This window comes from Nonomuraea sp. NPDC051941 (assembly GCF_044593615.1).
On the sequence record NZ_JBIUCF010000069.1, the window covers coordinates 13,070 to 32,627 of the forward strand.

Annotated in this window: 14 protein-coding genes; 7 read left to right on the plus strand and 7 right to left on the minus strand. The window is 67.7% G+C overall.

The window, feature by feature from the left end:
- Genes ACIHFD_RS60710 through ACIHFD_RS60720 form a run of 3 tightly spaced genes read right to left on the minus strand, consistent with a single transcriptional unit; the run spans position 1 to position 3,072 of the window.
- Entirely contained in the window at positions 1-828 is an 828-nt protein-coding gene (locus ACIHFD_RS60710; RefSeq protein WP_397374719.1) for a carbohydrate ABC transporter permease, read from the minus strand.
- On the minus strand, positions 828-1,790 hold the full coding sequence (locus ACIHFD_RS60715) for a carbohydrate ABC transporter permease (RefSeq protein ID WP_397374720.1): 963 nt from the start codon (positions 1,788-1,790) through the stop codon (positions 828-830). Before ACIHFD_RS60715 ends, ACIHFD_RS60710 begins: the two co-directional genes overlap by 1 nt.
- Positions 1,791-1,794: 4 nt before the next feature.
- Positions 1,795-3,072, minus strand: a complete 1,278-nt coding sequence (locus ACIHFD_RS60720; protein WP_397374721.1) for an ABC transporter substrate-binding protein — start codon at positions 3,070-3,072, stop codon at positions 1,795-1,797.
- A gap of 193 nt (positions 3,073-3,265) precedes the next feature.
- On the opposite strand from ACIHFD_RS60720, the gene ACIHFD_RS60725 reads away from it, so the two are divergent.
- From ACIHFD_RS60725 to ACIHFD_RS60735, 3 genes are all read left to right on the plus strand, one after another.
- Positions 3,266-3,955, plus strand: a complete 690-nt coding sequence (locus ACIHFD_RS60725) for a FadR/GntR family transcriptional regulator (protein ID WP_397374723.1) — start codon at positions 3,266-3,268, stop codon at positions 3,953-3,955.
- Between the two features lie 343 nt (positions 3,956-4,298).
- The gene (locus tag ACIHFD_RS60730) at positions 4,299-5,654 is read left to right on the plus strand and encodes a lectin (protein ID WP_397374724.1); all 1,356 of its coding nucleotides are present in this window, start codon (positions 4,299-4,301) and stop codon (positions 5,652-5,654) included.
- Positions 5,655-5,939: 285 nt separating this feature from the next.
- Positions 5,940-8,648, plus strand: a complete 2,709-nt coding sequence (locus ACIHFD_RS60735) for a glycosyl hydrolase family 95 catalytic domain-containing protein (protein ID WP_397374726.1) — start codon at positions 5,940-5,942, stop codon at positions 8,646-8,648.
- Between the two features lie 88 nt (positions 8,649-8,736).
- Here the strand turns inward: ACIHFD_RS60735 and ACIHFD_RS60740 are convergent, their stop codons facing one another.
- The gene (locus ACIHFD_RS60740) at positions 8,737-10,167 is read right to left on the minus strand and encodes an endo-1,4-beta-xylanase (protein WP_397374727.1); all 1,431 of its coding nucleotides are present in this window, start codon (positions 10,165-10,167) and stop codon (positions 8,737-8,739) included.
- A gap of 295 nt (positions 10,168-10,462) precedes the next feature.
- Positions 10,463-11,506, minus strand: a complete 1,044-nt coding sequence (locus ACIHFD_RS60745) for a LacI family DNA-binding transcriptional regulator (RefSeq protein WP_397374728.1) — start codon at positions 11,504-11,506, stop codon at positions 10,463-10,465.
- A 185-nt stretch (positions 11,507-11,691) separates the two neighbouring features.
- Here ACIHFD_RS60745 and ACIHFD_RS60750 point away from each other — a divergent pair, with 185 nt between their 5' ends.
- From ACIHFD_RS60750 to ACIHFD_RS60765, 4 genes are read left to right on the plus strand one after another with little or no spacing between them, the layout of a single operon-like run.
- Positions 11,692-13,008: an ABC transporter substrate-binding protein gene (locus tag ACIHFD_RS60750; protein WP_397374729.1), complete on the plus strand. Its 1,317-nt coding sequence runs from the start codon at positions 11,692-11,694 to the stop codon at positions 13,006-13,008.
- A gap of 41 nt (positions 13,009-13,049) precedes the next feature.
- A complete protein-coding gene (locus ACIHFD_RS60755) occupies positions 13,050-14,003 on the plus strand; it encodes a carbohydrate ABC transporter permease (RefSeq protein WP_397374730.1) in 954 nt (317 codons plus the stop codon).
- Positions 13,987-14,871: a carbohydrate ABC transporter permease gene (locus ACIHFD_RS60760; RefSeq protein WP_397374732.1), complete on the plus strand. Its 885-nt coding sequence runs from the start codon at positions 13,987-13,989 to the stop codon at positions 14,869-14,871. The genes ACIHFD_RS60755 and ACIHFD_RS60760 overlap by 17 nt, the downstream gene beginning before the upstream one ends.
- Positions 14,872-14,913: 42 nt before the next feature.
- Positions 14,914-16,530 (plus strand): beta-xylosidase, encoded by a 1,617-nt coding sequence (locus ACIHFD_RS60765; protein ID WP_397374733.1) that lies wholly within the window; start codon positions 14,914-14,916, stop codon positions 16,528-16,530.
- A gap of 149 nt (positions 16,531-16,679) precedes the next feature.
- Here the strand turns inward: ACIHFD_RS60765 and ACIHFD_RS60770 are convergent, their stop codons facing one another.
- Both ACIHFD_RS60770 and ACIHFD_RS60775 read right to left on the minus strand, forming a co-directional pair.
- On the minus strand, positions 16,680-16,889 hold the full coding sequence (locus ACIHFD_RS60770) for a hypothetical protein (RefSeq protein ID WP_397374734.1): 210 nt from the start codon (positions 16,887-16,889) through the stop codon (positions 16,680-16,682).
- A 357-nt stretch (positions 16,890-17,246) separates the two neighbouring features.
- Positions 17,247-19,550 (minus strand): glycosyl hydrolase family 95 catalytic domain-containing protein, encoded by a 2,304-nt coding sequence (locus tag ACIHFD_RS60775; protein ID WP_397374736.1) that lies wholly within the window; start codon positions 19,548-19,550, stop codon positions 17,247-17,249.
- Positions 19,551-19,558 lie beyond the last annotated feature (8 nt).

Consider the following 19,558-nt stretch of genomic DNA (forward strand, 5'->3'; position numbering starts at 1 on the left):
TCAGCCTTTCGTGGAACCGGCGGTGACGCCGTCGGCGATCTGGCGCTGGAGGAACAGATAGATCATCACCACGGGTATCGCCGCGATCAGGACCCCCGAGGCGAAGGTGGGGATGTCGTCGGAATACTGTCCGCGCAGCGCGTTGACCCCGATCATGAGGGTGCGATGCTCGGGCGACGGCATCATGAGCAGGGAGATGAGCACGTCGTTCCAGCAGAACAGGGCGTCGAGAATGCCGACCGACAGCAGCGCCGGAACGCCCAGCGGGAGCATGATCCGCCGGTACACGCCGTACACCGTGTTCCCGTCGATCCTGGCCGCGTCGACGATCTCCGCCGGAATGGTCCTGTAGTGGCTCGTCATCAGGAAGACGGTGAACGGGAGGAACTGCGCGACGTAAGCCAGGATCAGTCCCGGATAGGTGTCGATGAGCCCGCTGTCGGCCATGACCCTGGTGAGCGGCACCATGATCACCTGGAACGGGACGAACAGCCCCGCGAGACAGCCCAGGAAGATCACCGAAGAACCGCGAAACCGCAGCTGACTCAGCGCGAAGCCCGCCATCGACCCGAACAGCAGCAGCAGGGCCACGGCGAATGCCACGACGACGAACGAGTTGACGAAGAACCGCGCCATTCCGGCGCCGGCCCACGCCTCGGCGATGTTGTCCCAGCGCAGGGAACCCGCCGGGGAGAACCGGTCGAGGACGTAGTCGCGGCGGGTCTTCATCGCGACGTTGGCGGTGAACACGAGAGGATAGATCGTCGCCAGCGCGAGCACGGCCATGGGGACAGCGGCCACCCACCTGGCCAGGCGCCTGCCGGGCATCAGTCCTGCCTCCCCGTGCGGCGGAGCAGAGTGATCTGCAGGAGCCCCACCACGAGCATGACGACGAAGAGAACCGTCGAGGCGGCCGAGGCGAGCGCAGGCCGGTTCATCTGTCCCTGCTGGTGCCAGATGTAGTACTCCGGCAGGTAGGTCGATCCCTCCGGGCCTCCGCTGGTCATGACGAAGAGCAGGCCGAACATGGATGTCAGCATCCCGATCATCGTGGTCACGAAGACGAACTGAATGGTGCGCGTCAGGCTCGGGATGATCACGTGCCAGATGATCTGGCGGAGCGACGCGCCGTCCACACGGGCGGCGTCCAGCAGCGAGGCGTCCAGGGTGCTGAATCCGGCGAGGAACACCACCAGGGCCATCCCGAACGTCGCCCATACGTGCACGCCGACAACCGTGAACATGGCGACGCCCGGATCGCCGAGCCAGTCGACCGGGCCGACGCCGACCGCCCCGAGGACGGCGTTCAACGGGCCGTCGAACCCGAGCATGAGGTTGAAGATCGCACCGACGATCACCGGCGAGAGCACGGCCGGGAAGAAATAGACGCTGCGGTAGACCCGGTGACCGGGCACGCGCAGATAGATGAAGGTCGCGAGCAGCCCCGGAATCGCCACCGCCACGGGAAGCAGCAGCACCAGCAGCCCGACGTTGCGCAGCGAGGTGCGGAACAACGGGTCGCCGGCCAGCTCCAGGTAGTTGCCCAGGCCGACGGGCGTTCCGTTGAGCTCGCCGTCACCCGTGAAGGAGAAGTTGACCCCCAGGACCAGCGGCCACAGCCGCAGCACCACGATGATCAGTACGGCCGGGGCCACCAGGACGTAGGGCGCGAGGCGCTCCGCGCGCCCCCTACGGGTGTCCCGGCGGCGTCCCCGGTGCCTGACGGTCCCTCCGCCGGCCGGCACGGAGCCGGCCGGGCGGACCAACGGGGACGGACTTCCGATCGGCACGCGGTCAGCCCGCCCGGTCGGAGGCGGCCAGCTGCTCCACAGCCTTGTCCACGGTGGTCGACCCGCTCAGGAGCTGCTGCGACAGTCTTCCCATCAGGTCCAGGGTCTTGGAGGACAGCGCCACGTGCAGGGCGGGCTTGCCGGTCTTGATCTCGGACGCGATCGTGGCGACGGCCGGGCCGGCCTGCGAGAAGTCGATCGTCGTGTCGGACGCGATCGCGCCGGCCTTGGAGTAGAACGCCGTCAAGGCGTCGGTCGAGGTCAGGGATCGCACCAGATCGGCGGCCAGCGCGGGGTCCTTCGTCCACTTGGCCACCGCGTAGCCGATGCCGCCGTCGTACGGAAGGCTCGGAGTGGCTCCGCCGGTGACGACGGGGGCCGGCATGACGCCGATCTTGTCGGGCGGCAGGAACTCGCCGAAATCCTTCCAGTGCCCGATGTCCGACATCAGCCCGATGATGTGCGCGGCCTTACCGGTCTCGAAGACTCTGAAGATGTCGGTGAACATCGCGGTGGAGTTGGCGCCGTCGTTGTTCAGCCCCTTGTCGCCGGCGTCCTTCCACAGCTCGAAGATCCGCCTCACGTGCGGAGAGGTCCAGTCACGCTTCCCGGCGATCCAGTCGTCGTACTCCTGAGGCGTCAGGATGCCGGATCCGAGGCCCGACAGGAAGAACTGGATTCCGGCGCCTTCCTTGTTGCCGAGCGCGAAGCAGGTGGCCCCGGTCGCCTTCTTGATGGCGGCGCAGCCGCTGACGAACTCGTTCCAGGTCTTGGGCGGGTTCGCCGGGTCGAGACCGGCCTTCTCGTAGAGCGTCTTGTTGTAGTAGATCGGGTGTCCCTGCAGGGTCACCGGTGCGGCGTAGGTCTTGCCGTCCTTGCTGAACGCGTCCCAGCCCGCCAGCCGGCTCTTGTCCTCGGCCACGTACTGGTCCAGCGGAAGGAGTGCGGTAACCCGGTCGCGGATCTGCCCTCCCCCGTTGAAGAGCATGACGTCGGGCCCCTTGCTGGACTGGATGGCCGTGCCGAGCAGGGTGTAGTACTGGTCGAACGGCTGGGAGACGAACTCGACGGTGACTCCCGGATGCCGCTTGGCGAAGTCGGCCTTGGCCTTCTCGATGTAGGCGGCGGCGGCCGGTTCACCGGACTTCCAGTCCCAGACCACGATCTTCTGCTGCTTCTGCGTCGAGTTTCCGGAGGGTGACTGGGTCCGGGCCGCGCTCCCGCAACCGGCCAGGACCAGTGCGGCGACCATCAAGGCCGACCACAATGCTCGCTGCTTCATTCCTGCCCGCTTTCCGAGAGGACCGCTGGACCAGGCGCAAACATAATTCGTATGACGTATAACGTCAATAGGGCTCACGTATACTGACGCGGTGGCGCGCCAGGAGGGGTCTATGACGACATCGCAGGAAACGCCTGGCAGCGTCCCGGCGCCACCGGCCTGGGTACGACGTCCTGCCAGTCTCGCCAGAGCGGTGACAGCCGAGCTGGTGGAGCGCATCGTTCGCGGCGTGCACCCGCCGGGGACATCGCTGCCCCCCGAACCCGCGCTGTGCGAGGCCTTCTCCGTGAGCCGCACCGTCGTCCGGGAAGCGGTGAAACTCCTGCAGGAGAAGGGACTGGTACGGGTCCGTCAGGGCTCCGGCACCATGGTGACCCCGCCGGCGATGTGGGACATGCTCGACGAGCTCGTCCTCGCCGCGACCATCGCCGAGGAAGAGGGCCTGGCGATCCTCGACGACCTCGTCGTCACGCGGCGCGTGCTGGAGTCCGACATGGCCAACGTCGCCGCCCGCCTGGCCGGGCCGGACACCGTGGAGCAGATGCGGGCATTGGTGGATCGGATGGACGAGCTCGTGGACGACCCGGTCACGTACGCCGAAAGCGACCGCGCCTTCCACGACACGATCATGCAGGCGTCGGAAAACCGCATCGCCCGGGGCGTCGTACGGGCGCTGGAAAGCCAGGTCATCAACACCGCCCGATACCTGGGCCGGACCGAGCGGGCGCTTTGCGTGGCGTCGAACCTCGGCCACCGCCGCATCTACGAACGCATCGCCGCCCACGATCCCGGGGGCGCCGCCGAGGCGATGTTCAATCACATCACCGAGGCCTGGATCGTCCGCCGCAGCGGACCGGCCGACCCCGTGCGGCTGCGGCGCTAGCGCCCGTTCGCGTCCTCGGAACCGATTCGATCGAGGGCTGTGAAAGTTTCATCGCGGCACGTCAGTGGCGGCCACGGCCGCTTCTCCTGGTCAGACGCCGGAGCGACGGGGTCGTCTCAGGCACAGGCCCACAACGTCGAGAAGGCCGAGCCTTGACAGGTCTTGTCACGGTCATATTTGCTCCGCTGCACCATCGCCTCCAGCCGCCAGGAAGAAAGGAGATCCCATTACTGCGGCGTTGAGTGAGCGCTAACACTTCCAACGCCCGCACCCCCGGAAAAGGTGGTGGAAGTGGCTTCCCTTTTGCGTTTTTCACCCCAAGAACGGCAAAGGAATTTGCGTGATGTCGAGGCTCAGGTACCTCTTCACCGCTATCGCGTCCGCTGTACTGCTCATCGTCCTGGCCACGGTGCATACGGCGCTGGGCGACAGCGCGCCCCCGTCCTTCGCACAACGGAGCGCCCTCGCGGGCACCGCGGGATGCGGCAAGACCCCGACGCTGAGAAGCGGTACGCAGTCGATTACGACCAGCGGGAAAAATCGCAGCTACATTCTGAGAATCCCGGACAATTACAACAACAACACGCCCTACCGGTTGATCTTCGGATTCCACTGGAATGGCGGCACCGCCAACGATGTCGACGGGGGCGGGACCAGCGGGTACCCCTGGTCCTACTACGGGCTCAGGGCATTGTCGAACAACACCGCCATCTTCGTCGCGCCTCAGGGCTTCAACAACGGCTGGGCCAACTCGGGCGGTGAGGACGTCACCTTCGTCGACGACATGATCCGCCGGATCGAGGCGGACCTCTGTGTGGACACCTCCCAGCGCTTCGCCATGGGCTTCAGCTACGGCGGCGGCATGAGCTACGCGCTCGCGTGCGTCCGGGCGACGGTCTTCCGCGCGGTGGCGGTCTACTCCGGCGGGCAGCTCAGCGGGTGCAGCGGCGGCAACGAGCCCATCGCGTACATCGGGCTGCACGGCCTCAGGGATCCGGTGCTCAACATCTCCACGGGCCGGTCGCTGCGTGACAGGTTCGTCAGGAACAACGGCTGCACCCCCCAGAACCCGCCGGAGCCGGCGCAGGGCAGCCTGACGCACGTCGTCACCAACTACTCGGGGTGCCGGGCGGGGTATCCGGTCGCATGGGCGGCGTTCGACGCCGGCCACACCCCCGGTCCCGTGGACGGGAAGCCCGGCGACCTCGAGCCCGGCGAGAAGTCCTGGACCAGGCCAGTGGTGTGGAACTTCTTCACGCAGTTCGGAGGCGGCGACCCGAACCCGACGCCGACCCCCACGGTCGATCCGCCGGCGGCGGGCGCGCTCAAGGGCGCGGGGTCGGGGCGGTGCCTGGACGTCAGCGGAGCCTCGCAGGCCAACGGCGCGCAGACGCAGATCTGGGACTGCAACGGCCAGGCCAACCAGCAGTGGGCCTCCACCAGCTCCGGTGAGCTGCGGGTCTACGGCGGCAAGTGCCTGGACGTGAACGGGGCCGGGACGGCGGACGGCACCGCCGTGATCATCTGGGACTGCAACGGCCAGAACAACCAGAAGTGGCGCCTCAACGCCGACGGCACGATCACGGCGGTGGGGGCGAACAAGTGCCTGGACGTATCCGGGTACGGCACCGCCAACGGCACCAAGGTGCAGATCTGGACCTGCACCGGCGCCACCAACCAGAAGTGGGCCCGCGCCTGACAGCCCGTGACAGCTGACCATGCGCCATCGCCGGGACGAGTCATCGCCCCGGCGATGGCCATGAGCACGCAGGGTGCGGGGCTCGTGCTCGTACCCGACGGAGGCCGACCGCCCGCGAAATCCCCAGGGGCTTGGAGAACCGAAATGGCTGATTTATCGCGAAGACAAGTGCTGAGATTCGGCGCGACTGGAGCCGGAGCCGCGCTGTTGCCCTTACCATGGACGGCCGCGGCCCGGGCCGCGTCGATGGCGCCTGCGGAGGTGAGAGCCGCGAACGATCTGGCCTTGTGGTACGACGAAAGCGCCGGCACGGAGTGGCTGCGCGCGCTTCCGATCGGAAACGGCCGCCTGGGCGCCATGGTGTTCGGCAACGTCGACACCGAGCGGCTGCAGCTCAACGAGGACACTATCTGGGCCGGCGGGCCGTACGACCAGAGCAACACGAAGGGCGCGGCGGCGCTGGGGCAGATCCGGCAGCTGGTCTTCCAGAACCAGTGGAGCCAGGCCCAGACCCTGGTCGACCAGAACATGCTGGGCAACCCCTCGGCTCAGCTGGCCTACCAGCCCGTGGGCGATCTGCGACTGACCTTCGGCAGCGCCGCCGGGGTTTCGGAGTACAACCGTTTCCTGGACCTGACCACGGCGACCACGACGGTGACGTACCTGCAGAACGGCGTACGGTACCGGCGCGAGGTGCTCGCGAGCGCGCCGGATCAGGTGATCGCCGTCCGCCTGACCGCCGACAAGCCCGGTTCGATCACGTTCTCCGCGACGTTCGGCAGCCCGCAGCGGACGACGCGCTCCAGCCCGGACGGCACGACGGTGGCGCTCGACGGCATCTCCGGCGACCAGAGGGGCCTGGCCGGCAAGGTCAAGTTCCTGGCGCTGGCCCGGGCCGTCGCCGAAGGCGGCAGTGTCAGCAGCTCCGGCGGCACCCTGCAGGTGAGGTCCGCCAACAGCGTGACGGTGCTGATCTCCATCGGCTCCGGCTACGTGAGCTACAAGGACGTCAGCGGCGACTATCAGGGCATCGCCCGGCGCCATCTCGACGCCGCCGCCGGCAGGACCTACGACGACCTGCGCGGTCGACACGTCGCCGATTACCAGCGGCTGTTCGGGCGCACGACGCTCGACCTCGGCCGCACCTCGGCGGCCGACCAGCCGACCGACGTACGGATCGCGCAGCACGCGAGCGGCAACGACCCGCAGTTCTCGGCGCTGCTGTTCCAGTACGGCCGTTACCTGCTGATCTCCTCCTCGCGGCCGGGCACCCAGCCCGCCAACCTGCAGGGCATCTGGAACGACTCGCTGACCCCGTCCTGGGACTCGAAGTACACCCTCAACGCCAACCTGCCCATGAACTACTGGCCGGCCGACACGACCAACCTGTCGGAGTGCTACGAGCCGGTGTTCAGGATGATCAATGACCTCACGGTCAGCGGCGCCCGCACGGCCCGGGTGCAGTACAACGCCGGCGGCTGGGTGACCCACCACAACACCGACGGGTGGCGGGGCAGCTCGGTCGTCGACGGCGCGACCTGGGGCATGTGGCAGACCGGCGGCGCATGGCTGGCCACCATGATCTGGGACCACTACCTCTTCACCGGCGACCTCGACTTCCTCCGGCAGTACTACCCGGCCATGAAGGGGGCCGCGCAGTTCTTCCTGGAGACCCTCGTGGAAGAACCGAACCTCAAATATCTGGTCACGAACCCGTCGAACTCGCCGGAACTTCCCCACCACTCGGGCGTCAGCATCTGCGCCGGACCGACGATGGACAACCAGATCCTGCGAGACCTGTTCAACGGCTGCGCCAAGGCGAGCGAGCTCCTGGGCACGGACGCGAGCTTCCGGGCGCAGGTCCTGGCCGCCCGGGACCGGCTCCCGCCGATGAAGACCGGCTCACGCGGCAACATCCAGGAGTGGCTGTACGACTGGGTCGAGACCGAGCAGAACCACCGGCACATCTCCCACCTCTACGGCCTGCACCCCAGCAACCAGATCACCAAGCGCGGCACCCCCGCGCTGTACACCGCCGCGCGGCGGACCCTCGAACTGCGCGGTGACGACGGTACGGGCTGGTCGCTGGCATGGAAGATCAACTACTGGGCGCGGATGGAGGAGGGCACGCGGGCCCACGACCTGATCCGCGCCCTCGTGACGACGGCCCGGCTCGCGCCCAACATGTTCGACCTGCACCCGCCGTTCCAGATCGACGGCAACTTCGGCGCGACGTCCGGCATCGCCGAGATGCTGCTGCAGAGCCACAACGGCGAGCTTCACGTGCTGCCGGCGCTCCCGGCGGCCTGGCCGAGCGGGAAGGCGCAGGGTCTTCGAGGGCGCGGCGGCTACACCGTGGACGCGACGTGGAGCTCCGGCGGGGCCACCGAGATCCTCATCAGGTTCGACCGTGACGGGACGGTCAACGTACGCAGCCGGATCTTCGCCGGGACCTACCAGGTGGTCGACACCACGACCGGCGACACCGTCAGCGTCGCCAAACCCGAGAACGACGTCATCGGGCTGACCGGCCAGGCCGGTCGTACGTACCGCATGACCGGGTCCGGCGGCCCCCCGCCGGCGACCTACGTGCGGATCACGAACGCGACCACCGGCCTGGCGCTGGACAGCGGCGGGAACGTCGCCTCCGGGGCGAACCTCAAGCAGTGGAACTGGGACGGCAGCACCAACCTGCAGTGGCAGCTCGTGGACCTGGGCGGCGGGTGGTACCGCATCGTCAACCGTACCAACGGCATGGTCGTCGACAGCTGGGGCAACACCGCCAACGGAGCCAACGCCAGGCAGGCGGCGTGGGGCGGCGGCAACAACCAGCAGTGGCGCCTCAACAGCACGGGCAACGGCCGCTACCAGATCATCAACCGCGGCACCGGCACGGCCCTCGACGGCATGGGCAACAGCACAGCCGGCTCCACCGTCGCCATGTGGACGCCGAACAACAGCACCAACAACCAATGGACCATCACGGGCGTGTGAGCCCGACGACGCTCGCAGACCCTCGCGCGCGCTTCGCCGCAACCGGCCACCGGTTGCGGCGAAGCCATGGGCCTACCGACGCGCGGTTTCAGGAACGCCCGCTCCAGGTCCACTTCTGGTTGCCGCCGCCTGAGCAGTCGTACAGCTGGATCTGCGTGCCATTGGCGGTGCCTGTGCCAACGGCGTCCAAGCAGCGTCCCGACTGCACGCCGACGATGCTCCCGTCGGAGTTGACGCGCCACTTCTGGTTGTCGCCGCCCCAGCAGCTGTAGATCTGCACCTTCGTGCCGTTCCCGGTGCCGGCGGCGTCCAGGCACTTGTTGCCGTACACCTTGATCTCACCCGCGGAGGTCGAGCTCCACTGCTGGTTGGACTGGCCGTTGCAGTCCCACAACTGCACCTGGGTGCCATCCGTGGTGCCGGCGCTGGGCACGTCCAGGCAGCGACCGGAGGCCACCCCCTTGATCTGGCCATTGTCGCCGGGCGGCGTCGGGGTCACCGTGGGCGTGGGGCCGGGGTTGGCGGCGTTCAGGGCGTTGAGGACCGCGTCGTAGGCGGGCTTCTTGTTGCTGCCGTTGAACAGCAGCGGGCTGGCGTTGGCGCCGAGCCAGGAGTCCTGGTCGCGCACCCCCCACACCGTGATGCCGGCGCAGCGGGCCACCGCCAGGCAGTCATTGGTCACGGCGGCGTAGGTCTGCGGAGAGCCGCCCTGGATGTCCAGCTCGGTGATCTGCACGTCCACCCCGAGGGCGGCGAAGCTGGAGATGGTGGTGCGGTAGTTGCTGTTGTACGGGCTGTTGCCGTTGAAGTGCGACTGCAGGCCCACGCAGTCGATCGGCACGCCGCGCTGCTTGAAGTCGCGGACCATGTTGTAGACGCCCTGCGTCTTGGCCCAGGTCCAGTTGTCGATGTTGTAGTCGTTGTAGCAGAGCTTGGCGGCCGGGTCGGCGGCGCGCGCGGTGCGGAAGGCGACCTCGATCCAGTCGTTGCCGGTGCGCTGCAGGTTGGAGTCGCGCCGGCCGCCGGAGTTGCCATCGGCGAAGGCCTCGTTGACCACGTCCCAGGCGTAGATCTTGCCCTTGTAGTGGGCCATGACGCCGTTGATGTGGTCGATCATGGCCTGGCGCAGCGTGCCGCCGGACAGCGACTGCATCCAGCCGGGCTGCTGGGAGTGCCAGGCCAGGGTGTGGCCGCGCACCCGCTTGCCGTTCTGCACGGCCCAGTTGTAGACGCGGTCGCCGTTGGTGAAGTTGAACTGGCCCCGGTTCGGCTCGGTGGCGTCGATCTTCATCTCGTTCTCGGCCGTCACCATGTTGAACTCGCGGCCGGCGATCGTGGTGTACTGCGAGTCGCCGAGCCTGCCCGCGGCGATGGCGGCGCCGAAGTACCGCCCGCTCTGCGCGGCGGCCGCGCCGAGCGTACTCGCCGCGGCATCGGCGCGGAGCGGCGCCATCAGCGCCATGATCACGGCGAGCACGCCGAGAGCACCGACGATCAGGGACCAGCGTAAGCCGTTCAAGGGCCGCCTGGTTTCAGACGAGGGTATGGCGTTTGCGCCCATGCCTGAGCCTCCATGTCTGAGATACGGAAACGGGAACACGCGGGGACACGCCATCAAGGCGTCGCTTGGTGACTCAGTGTGGAAATGCTTCCGAAACATGTCAAGGTGGATCTGAAAAGTTTCAGACACATTCGGCTGCCTGATCCGGCGCTACAGGGGCTCAGCCACCCATGATGCGCACCGAAACTTTCGTCAGGTCCTCCTGCGAGGGACGGCAGGCCATGAAAGTTTCATATTTTGTCCTGACGGCGGATCAGGACGAAGGGACGGGGCTCGTCGAGTCGCGGACGCTGAGGGTCGTCGCCAGCTGGAGGTGCCGGGAGGCGGGCTGGACGCCGTCCGCCATGCCGAGGACGGTTTCGACCGCCATCCGGCCCATGCCGACGAGAGGCTGCCGGACGGACGTGAGCCGGGGCGTGGTCCACTGGGTCTGCGGCGTGTCGTCGAACCCGGTGACCGACAGCTCTCCCGGCACGTTGATGTGAAGCTCCTTGGCCGCGGCGAGGACCCCGACGGCGATCTCGTCGTTGCCCGCGACGATCGCGGTCGGCCGCTCGTCCTGCGCGAGCAGGTCATGGCCGTGCCGCAGTCCCGCCTCGACGGAGAACGCCTCGTGGCGGATCAGTGCACGATCCGGCGCGACGCCGGCCGAGTCGAGCGCGGCCTGGTACCCGTGGAAGCGTTCCAGCGAGGGGGCAGAGCCCAGCGGGCCGCCGATCCAGGCGATCCTGCGGTGGCCGAGCTTGATGACGTGCTCGGTCGCCGAGCGACCACCCGCCCAGTTGGTCGAGCCGATGCTCACGAGACGCGATTCAGTCGTATCGATCGGGTCGATCGACACGACAGGCACCTCGAGCTCCTCCGCGGCGAAGAGCACCGAGTCCGGCACGGCCACGGCGAGCGCGATGACACCGACGACACCGGACGCCTTCTGCTCCTCCATCCAGGCACGGGCCGCCACACGGCTCGCGCTGATCGGCTCGTCCGGCGGCAGGCGAAGGAGAAGCTCCGCCTGCGCGGAGGTCGCGGCCACGAGGACCCCTTGGAGCACCGTTCCGGCATAACGGGATTCCACGATGTCGAGCACAGTGACGAGGGTCCGGTCGCGGGTTCGCTCATGTCGCACCGCCGTCGGCATGTAGCCGATCTCGGCCATGACCCCGAGGACATGCTCACGCGTACTCGCGCCCACATCGCTCCGCCCGTTGAGGACCTTCGAGGCGGTCGCCGGCGAGACGCCGGCCAGTCGGGCGACGTCCGCCAAGGTAGCTCGCTCCGAACGACCTCGCCGTGACATCAGGGCTCCTTCCGGGCTTCGAAACTATTTCGAATCTACCACGAACCCTTCCCCTCATTGCCGCCCGACATCCTCGCTGCTCCTCCCGTTGACACGGGACAGACACGCCACCTAGTGTCCTGGCAGCACCGAACAAGTTGCGAAATAATTTCGAACCCATCCCCCAGGACGAGAGGAGAGGCTCGATGCGGCTCTCCCAGAAGGCAAGGGTCCTTTCCGCGGTACTCGTGCCGATGTTCGCGCTGACCGCTTGCTCGGGCGGCTCCGGCGGCGGAAGCTCGACCGGCAGCGGCGGTGACCAACAGGTGAAGCTCACGGTCTGGAGCTGGGACGGCACCGTCGCGGGAGCTGTCCCGGGCTTCCAGGCCGCGAACCCGAACATCAAGGTCGAGGTCGTCAACGCGGGCTCCTCCCAGGACGAGTACAAGGCGCTCGACAACGCCATCCAGGCCGGTTCCGGTGTACCTGACGTCGTGATGTTCGAGTACTTCGCCGTGCCCTACTTCGCCATTCCCGGCAAGCTCGCCGATCTCGGCAAGTACGGCGTCGAGAACTTCAAGAAGGACTACGTCCCAGGCGCGTGGAGCGACGTGACGGTCAACGGCAAGGTCTACGCGCTGCCGTCCGACTACGGTCCTTCGGCGCTGTTCTACAACACGGCCACCCTCAAGAAGGCCGGCGTCGACAAGGCCCCGGCGACGTGGGACGAGTACCACGAGGCCGCCAAGAAGGTCCGGGCGCTCGGCGGCGACCACTACATCGCCCAGGACACGGGAGACATCTTCTTCCTGCTCTCGCTCATCTGGCAGGCCGGTGGCCGCCCGTTCAAGGTGGACGGCAACAAGGTGCACATCGACTTCACCGACGAGGGCACGACCAGGGCCGTGGCCTTCTGGCAGAAGATGCTCGACGAGGGCCTGATCAACACCAAGATCACAGGATGGTCCGACGACTGGAACCGGACGCTCAACGACGGAAGCCTCGCCACCCAGACCATGGGCGGCTGGCTGACCTCCACGCTGCCGGAGCGCGCGCCGAAGGCCGCCGGTGACTTCAGAGTCGCCTTGATGCCCCAGTGGAAGCAGGGAGACAAGGTCGGAGCGGCGAACGGCGGAAGCTCCTTCGGCATCCCGGCCGCGGCCGAGCACCAGGACGCCGCTTTCAAGTTCCTCGAGTACTTCACGCACGGCGGTGGTCTGTCGTCCCGCGTCGACGCGGGTGCCTTCGTGCCGAACACCTCGGTCCTGGACAGCGAGGCGTTCCAGAGCAAGGCCAACCAGTACTTCGGCGACCAGAAGGTCGGCGCGGTGCTGGCCGAGGCCTCGGAGATCGTCGGGAGCGGCTGGCAGTACCCGCCGTTCTTCGAGTGGGCACGCTCGGTCTACGGCGACCTCGCATCGCCGTTCTACACCACGGGCAAGGGCTCGCTCGCCGAGATCCTCGAGCAGTGGAAGCAGCGCTGCATCCAGTACGGCAACGAGCAGGGCTTCCAGGTGGACTAGCGAGCCCTCGGCCGCCTCAACGAATCGGAAGGAACACGGACATGGGCCTGGCACGTCGGGTCGACGTCACCGCTTCGGCCATGGCGTCGCCGGATGCCGCACAGCGTTCGGCGCCGACTCGCAAGCGCCGCAAGTCACAGATCGGGCTGGCGTTCATAGCACCTTTCGGGGCGCTGTTCGCCCTGGTGTTCATCGTGCCCATCCTGTACGCCGCCTACCTCAGCCTCTTCCAGGACAAGCTCGTCGGGGGCAACACGTTCGTCGGATTCGCCAACTACGGCAAGCTGTTCCAGGATCCCCAGTTCTGGGACGGGGTGGGACGCGTCTTCCGGTTCACGCTCGTCCAGGTGCCGATCATGCTGCTCTTCGCCATGGCGCTGGCGCTGGCGCTGGACTCCATGCGGGTGCACGGCACCAGGTTCATGCGGGTGACGATCTTCCTCCCCTACGCGGTGCCGGCGATCGTGGCGACTCTCATGTGGGGATTCCTGCTGGGCGTCAAGTACGGCCTGTTCGGCAGCCTCAACGACGCTCTGGGCACGGACATCGATCCCTTCGCCCCCGGTACCACGCTCATCTCCATCGGGCTGATGGTGACGTGGGCGTTCACCGGCTTCAACATGCTCATCTTCTACGCCGCGCTCAAGGCCGTCCCGCGCGAGTTGTACGAGGCGGCCGCGATCGACGGGGCGAACGAGCTCCAGATCGTCCGCGCGATCAAGCTGCCGGCACTTCGCGGATCCCTGGTCGTCACGATCATCTTCTCGATCATCGGCACCTTCCAGATGTTCAACGAACCGCAGATCCTGCCCTCGATGGTGGCCAACAGCGGCGTCACCACCTTCTACACGCCCAACCTGTACGCGTACAACCTGGCGTTCACCGGGTCCCAGCAGGGCTATGCGGCCGCACTCGCGCTCGTCATGGCGGCGATCACGATCACCGTCGCCTACGTCGTCCAGATCAGAGGGTTGAGGAATGCACCCGATCAGTAGCCGCCGGCTCTACACGGTGGAGAATCCCAAGAAGAGCACGACCCTCACCGTGATGACAGCTCTGTTCATGGTGTACTGCCTGCTGCCGCTCGTGTGGCTGGTCATCAACGCGACCAAGTCGCAGGCCGACTTCGTGTCGTCGTTCGGGCTCGCACCCGGTCGCGAGTTCGCCCTGTGGGACAACATCGTGCAGGTTTTCAGCTACCAGGACGGGATCTTCTCCCGCTGGCTCCTCAACACCGTTCTCTACGTCGTCGTGGGTGCGACCGTGTCGACCTTCCTGGCCGCCCTCGGCGGGTACGCGCTGGCGAAACTCGATTTCAGGGGCAAGCGGGTGTTTCTCTTCGTCGTGCTGGGATCGATCTCCGTCCCCGGCATCGCCCTGGCGATCCCGCAGTTCCTGCTGTTCGCGCACGTCGGCATGACCAATACCCCGTGGGCGATTCTCATCCCGTCCTTCATCAACCCCTTCGGGTTGTACCTGATGTGGGTGTTCACGGCCGAAGCCGTGCCCACCGGCCTGCTGGAGGCCGCGAAGATCGACGGCGCCGGGGAGTTCAGGACCTTTCTCCAGATCGCGCTCCCGCTGCTCGCCCCGGCAAGCGTGACGGTCCTGCTCTTCTCGTTCGTGTCGATCTGGAACAACTATTTCCTGCCGTTGATCATGCTCAAGGATCCCGCCTGGTATCCGCTGACCGTCGGAATCAACCAGTGGAACAAGCTGGGCTCGACGGCGGGGAACGGCGCCCTCATCCAGAATCTCGTGATCACGTCCGCGCTGCTGACCATCATCCCGTTGATCATCGCGTTCCTGAGCCTGCAGCGGTACTGGCAGTCGGGCCTGTCGCTGGGCGCCGTCAAGGGCTAGCAGCGCTCCATTCACCAACGTTTCCTGAAGAGAAGTGAGACCATGACCCGATTCCGGATCGACGGCAGGCTGTGCGACGAGAGTGCGCTTCCGCACGTCTGGAGCAGATGTATCGGCGCCGGACGGGCGAACGAGGCACTGCGCGCGGACTGGCGGCAGCAATTCGCCGAGGCCGTCGCCGCATGCGGATTCCAGTACGTCCGCTTTCACGGCGTCTTTCACGACGACATGTTCGTGTACCGGGAGAGCTACGGCAGCGGTTTCGGCCCGAACACGCCCCTTGCCACGCCCGTGCACACATTCAGCTATGTGGACAAGGTGTTCGACTTCATTGTGGACTGCGGGGTCCGCCCATTCGTCGAGCTGGGCTTCATGCCGCGCGAGCTGGCGACGGAGACGGAGACGGTGTTCTGGTGGGGCGCTCACTGCAGCCCGCCCAAGGACATGGCGCGCTGGGTCGAGCTGGTCACGAGGTCGGTCGAGCACTGGATCGACCGGTACGGCCTCGCCGAGGTGCGGGAGTGGCGGTTCGAGGTGTGGAACGAGCCGAACCTGGTTCCCCACTTCTGGACCGGCACGAAAACCGAGTACTTCGAGCTCTACGAGCAGACCGTGACGGCGATCAAGAAGATCGATCCCGCGTTGAAGGTGGGCGGGCCCGCAACCAGCGTATTCGTGCCCGACGACCGCTACAAGGGCGAGGCCGAAGACCGCTCCGCGATGCACGAGACGGCCGCCGCGGCCGACGTGGACGCGCTCGACTGGCGCCCGGTATGGATCGAGGACTTCATCGCCTGGTGCGCCGAGCGCGAGCTCCCGATCGACTTCATCTCCACCCACCTGTACCCCACCGACTTCGCGTACGGCACCAACGGCGAGGCCGTGCAGATCACCCGGTACGCCGATGCGACGTTCGACGACCTGACCCTCCTGCGCAAGCTCGTGAACAACAGCGCGTATCCCGATGCGGAGATCCACATCACGGAGTGGTCGACGTCGCCGTCGGCCCGCGACTTCATCCACGACACGCCGTTCGCGGCGACCTCCATCACGCGGTCGTATCTGAAGTGCGCCACCCTCGCCGACTCGATCTCCTACTGGACCTTCACGGACGTGTTCGAGGAGGGAGGCGCCGGAATGGGACCGTTCCACGGCGGGTTCGGCCTGGTGAACGAGGGCGGCATTCACAAGCCCACGTTCCACGCCTTCACGATGCTGGAACGGCTCGGCGACCGGCTGCTCCTCGCGACATCCGACGGGGTCGTGACCCGTGACAGCCGGACGTCGGCCGTGTCGGCGGTGTTCTTCAACTATCCCGAGGACATGGGCACGAGGGGTGTCGGCTCGGAGAACTCCTACCCGGCGGCACGCGCGCTGGCCGAGATGGGGCCGAGCCGCAGGATCCACCACTCGATCGGCGGGCTGGAGCCCGGCACGACGTTCCTCGTCGAGATCGTGGACTGGGAGCACGGGAACGCCGCCGAGGCCTGGTACCGGCTCGGGTCCCCCCTCAACCTGTCCCGAGCCGAGAGCGAGTACCTGAGCGGAGTCGCCGACTCGCTCCTCAGGTTCACGCTGACCGTGCCCGACAGCGGTGTGCTGGACCTCGACGTCGAACTCGCGCCATGGGCCGTGATGTCGTTGAGGCAGTCGGCATGACCGCGTCGCAGCCCGCTGAAGCACGCCCCGGTGCCGATCGGCATCTCGCCGGCCGCTCAGGCTGACGCGGGGGCGCAGGGTGGACAGGCCCTTGCGGGTGAGGCGGGCACGCAGCACCCGGCCCGCACCGGGCTGCGGGTCCCGGCGGATCAGGCCGCGTCGTTCGAGGTCCGGATGACGAGGCTCATCGCCTGCGGCGTGACGAAGGCGATGCGTGCCAGGTCCGCCGAGGACGGCCCGTCACGCAGCCGCAGTTCGCTGAGCGCCATGTACTCGGTGGTCGTGACGCCGTGCCGGGTGAGCGCTTCGTCCAGGCGGCTCCGGATGTAGCGCTCCAGCCGGAACACCAGATAGCTCACCCGCGGCGTCAGGGGGTCGGGCGGGGCGGCTCCTATGGTCCCGCGACCGACGTCGATGCGGCCGCGCGCTGGCCATGCACGGTGGCGGCGGATCCGGCCCCGGCCTCTACTCCGGCTCGGAGTTCGCCTCCCTCGCCGACCGTTACGGCTTCATCGTCATCTACCCGTCGGCCTCCAAGAAGGGCAACTGCTTCGACTCCTGGCCGGCCGAGTCGCACGTGCGGGGGCCCTCGCCACGTAGCGTCGTACGTCTGATGCATGGGTGCACCGCCACAGCGGTGCACCCATGCGGCGCGCGCAGTGGGCAAGGGCGCCGGAGACACGCGAAGCACGTGCGTGAGGGGACGCCACAGCCGCTCAGGTGCGGGCCGTGTAACGACGGCCGGGCAGGCCGTTCCACGCCAGGCGGAGCCGACCGGGGATCGCTCCCCCCACCTCGGCAAGAGGTACTTGCGTGCCGTTTTCGTCGACGACGTTCAGGGGCGGGGTGTCCCCGGGTATTTCGACGACTATCCGTCCGGGCCGGCCGGCCGTGACGTCCACACGGGCCAAGGTCCCCGCCCGCCAGGCGAGCTCGACCTGATGTCCGCCGCGGCAGCGGATGCCTCGTGCTGATCCGGTGTGCCAGCTCGGCGGCAGCGCCTTGAGCAGGCTGATCGCTCCCTCATGGCTCTGCACGAGCAGCTCGGTCATCCCGGCGACACCGCCCAGGTTGCCGTCGATCTGGAAGATGTTGCCACCGGGCCAGTCGCCATGCGGGTGCAGATCGAGCAGAGATTCCGAGCTCAGCTCGTTGAGCAGGATCGAGATCGCCCGCTCGGCGAGCCCCGCGTCACGCAGGCGGGCGGCCAGGCAGAGGATCCACGCCTGGCTCCATCCGGTGTAGCCGCTGCCGTGTTCCAGGCGGTGCCGCAGTGCCCGGCGAGCGGCCGCGAAGTGGTCCGGTGTGGCCGCTTCGGTGATGCGGGTACCTGGATACAGGCCGTACAGGTGGGACAGGTGGCGGTGGCCCGGCTCGCGCGGTGGGCGCTCGTCGTACCACTCGAGCAGCTCGCCACCCGATCCGACCGCCACATCGCGCAGGTCGGCGAGCGCGGTCCGGGCCCGCTCCACCTGTTCGTGCTCCTCAGAGGAGTGGCGCCGGGCCAGGCTCACGTATCGTGCCAGCACCTCGCGGACCAGTTCCTGATCCATCGCCGTTCCCTCGGACACGGCCGCGTGAGCCGAGGCGCTGACGAGGAAGTGGTGCTCGGGCGAGGTGGAGGGGCTCATCACGAGCTCGCCTCGCCCGTCCGGAACCAGCATGTCCAGCGCGAATCGCGCCGCCGCCCGAAAAACAGGCAGAGCGGTCTCCGCGGCGAACACGTCGTCCGCCCCGTAGTCGAGGTGGTCCCAGAGGTGAGCCGACAGCCACAGGAGCCCCGACGGCCAGTTGGCCCACTGGGGATCGCCGGACACCGGCGTGGAGAACCGCCAGAGGTCGGTGTTGTGATGCACGACCGAGCCGCGGGCCGCGTAGTACCGGCGGGCCGTCTGCTCTCCGCTCCGGGCGAGCTCGCGCGTCAGCCGGAACAGCGGCTCGTGCAGTTCGGGGAGCCCGGTGGACTCCGCCGCCCAGTAGTTCATCTGGAGGTTGATGTTGGTGGTGTAGTTGCAGCTCCAGCCGGGACGGACGTCGACGTTCCAGATGCCTTGGAGGTTGGCCGCCTGGGTACCTGGGCGTGAGCTCGAGATCAGCAGGTACCGGCCGAGGTGGAAGAAGAGCTCGGCCCCGGCTGCCTCGGACCCGGATCCCGAGAGGTCCAGATCGGCCCGGTCGAAGTAGCCGCGGTGGTCCTCGCGATGTCGCGCCCGCAGCTTCGACGTCTCGGTGGACAGGGCTCGCGCGACCCGCTGCTCGGCCTCGGCGGCTATCGACCGGCGATCGGTGCTGGGCCGCTGGTCGTAGCCGCGGAAACCGCTCGCCGCGGCGGCGATGAGCCGCACCTCTCCGGGGCCGGTCCGGTGCACCGCCACGGCCACGGCGAACCCCATCCCCTCCTCGGTCGCGTAGACGACGGCCGGCTCCGCATCGACGTAGTTCGGCAGCACGTGTGCCGGCGCGCGCCCGGTGGCCACGAGCCAGTGGACGCCTTTCTCCTCCCGCTGCTCGATCTCCATGGTCGGGTGCTCCGAGCGGAACGCGGGCGCGGCGACCTCGTCCCCACCCGTGGCCGACATCACGAGGACTGCGTCGGGTGCCGAGACGAAGCTCTCCACCCGCACCGGCCCATAGGTCGTGGTCGTGACCGCCTCGGCCAGGTCGAGCTCGCGGAGGTAGCCGTCAAGGGGACGGTCCGCGGCGTAACCCCATTCCAGCCACCCGAGTGGCTGGTAGGACTGGGTGTAGCCGGGCCCCTGCAGGGAGCGGGCGAGCTGGTCGGCGCGCAGGTGGTCGCGCTCGCGGATCGCCTGCCGCAGCTCGGGAAGCAGCTCGCCGGCCGGAGGGCCGCTCTCCGGGCTCCCGGGACCGCCCGACCAGACGGTGTCGAGGTTGAGGTCGACGCGCTCGACCCCGGCCCGCCCGTGTACCGTCGCGCCCAGGCTGCCGTTCCCCAGGAGGAAGGCATCGTGGAACGCGGCGGCGGGAGCGGCCAGCCGGATGCGGTGTCGTTCGTCCATGTCGTTTC

Bases quoted from the DNA above. Each gene is read 5' to 3' on its own strand.
- ACIHFD_RS60710 (WP_397374719.1), bottom strand. From the start codon at position 828: ATGCCCGGCAGGCGCCTGGCCAGGTGGGTGGCCGCTGTCCCCATGGCC.
- ACIHFD_RS60720 (WP_397374721.1), bottom strand. From the start codon at position 3,072: ATGAAGCAGCGAGCATTGTGGTCGGCCTTGATGGTCGCCGCACTGGTC.
- ACIHFD_RS60730 (WP_397374724.1), top strand. From the start codon at position 4,299: ATGTCGAGGCTCAGGTACCTCTTCACCGCTATCGCGTCCGCTGTACTG.
- ACIHFD_RS60745 (WP_397374728.1), bottom strand. From the start codon at position 11,506: ATGTCACGGCGAGGTCGTTCGGAGCGAGCTACCTTGGCGGACGTCGCC.
- ACIHFD_RS60750 (WP_397374729.1), top strand. From the start codon at position 11,692: ATGCGGCTCTCCCAGAAGGCAAGGGTCCTTTCCGCGGTACTCGTGCCG.
- ACIHFD_RS60755 (WP_397374730.1), top strand. From the start codon at position 13,050: ATGGGCCTGGCACGTCGGGTCGACGTCACCGCTTCGGCCATGGCGTCG.
- ACIHFD_RS60760 (WP_397374732.1), top strand. From the start codon at position 13,987: ATGCACCCGATCAGTAGCCGCCGGCTCTACACGGTGGAGAATCCCAAG.
- ACIHFD_RS60765 (WP_397374733.1), top strand. From the start codon at position 14,914: ATGACCCGATTCCGGATCGACGGCAGGCTGTGCGACGAGAGTGCGCTT.
- ACIHFD_RS60775 (WP_397374736.1), bottom strand. From the start codon at position 19,550: ATGGACGAACGACACCGCATCCGGCTGGCCGCTCCCGCCGCCGCGTTC.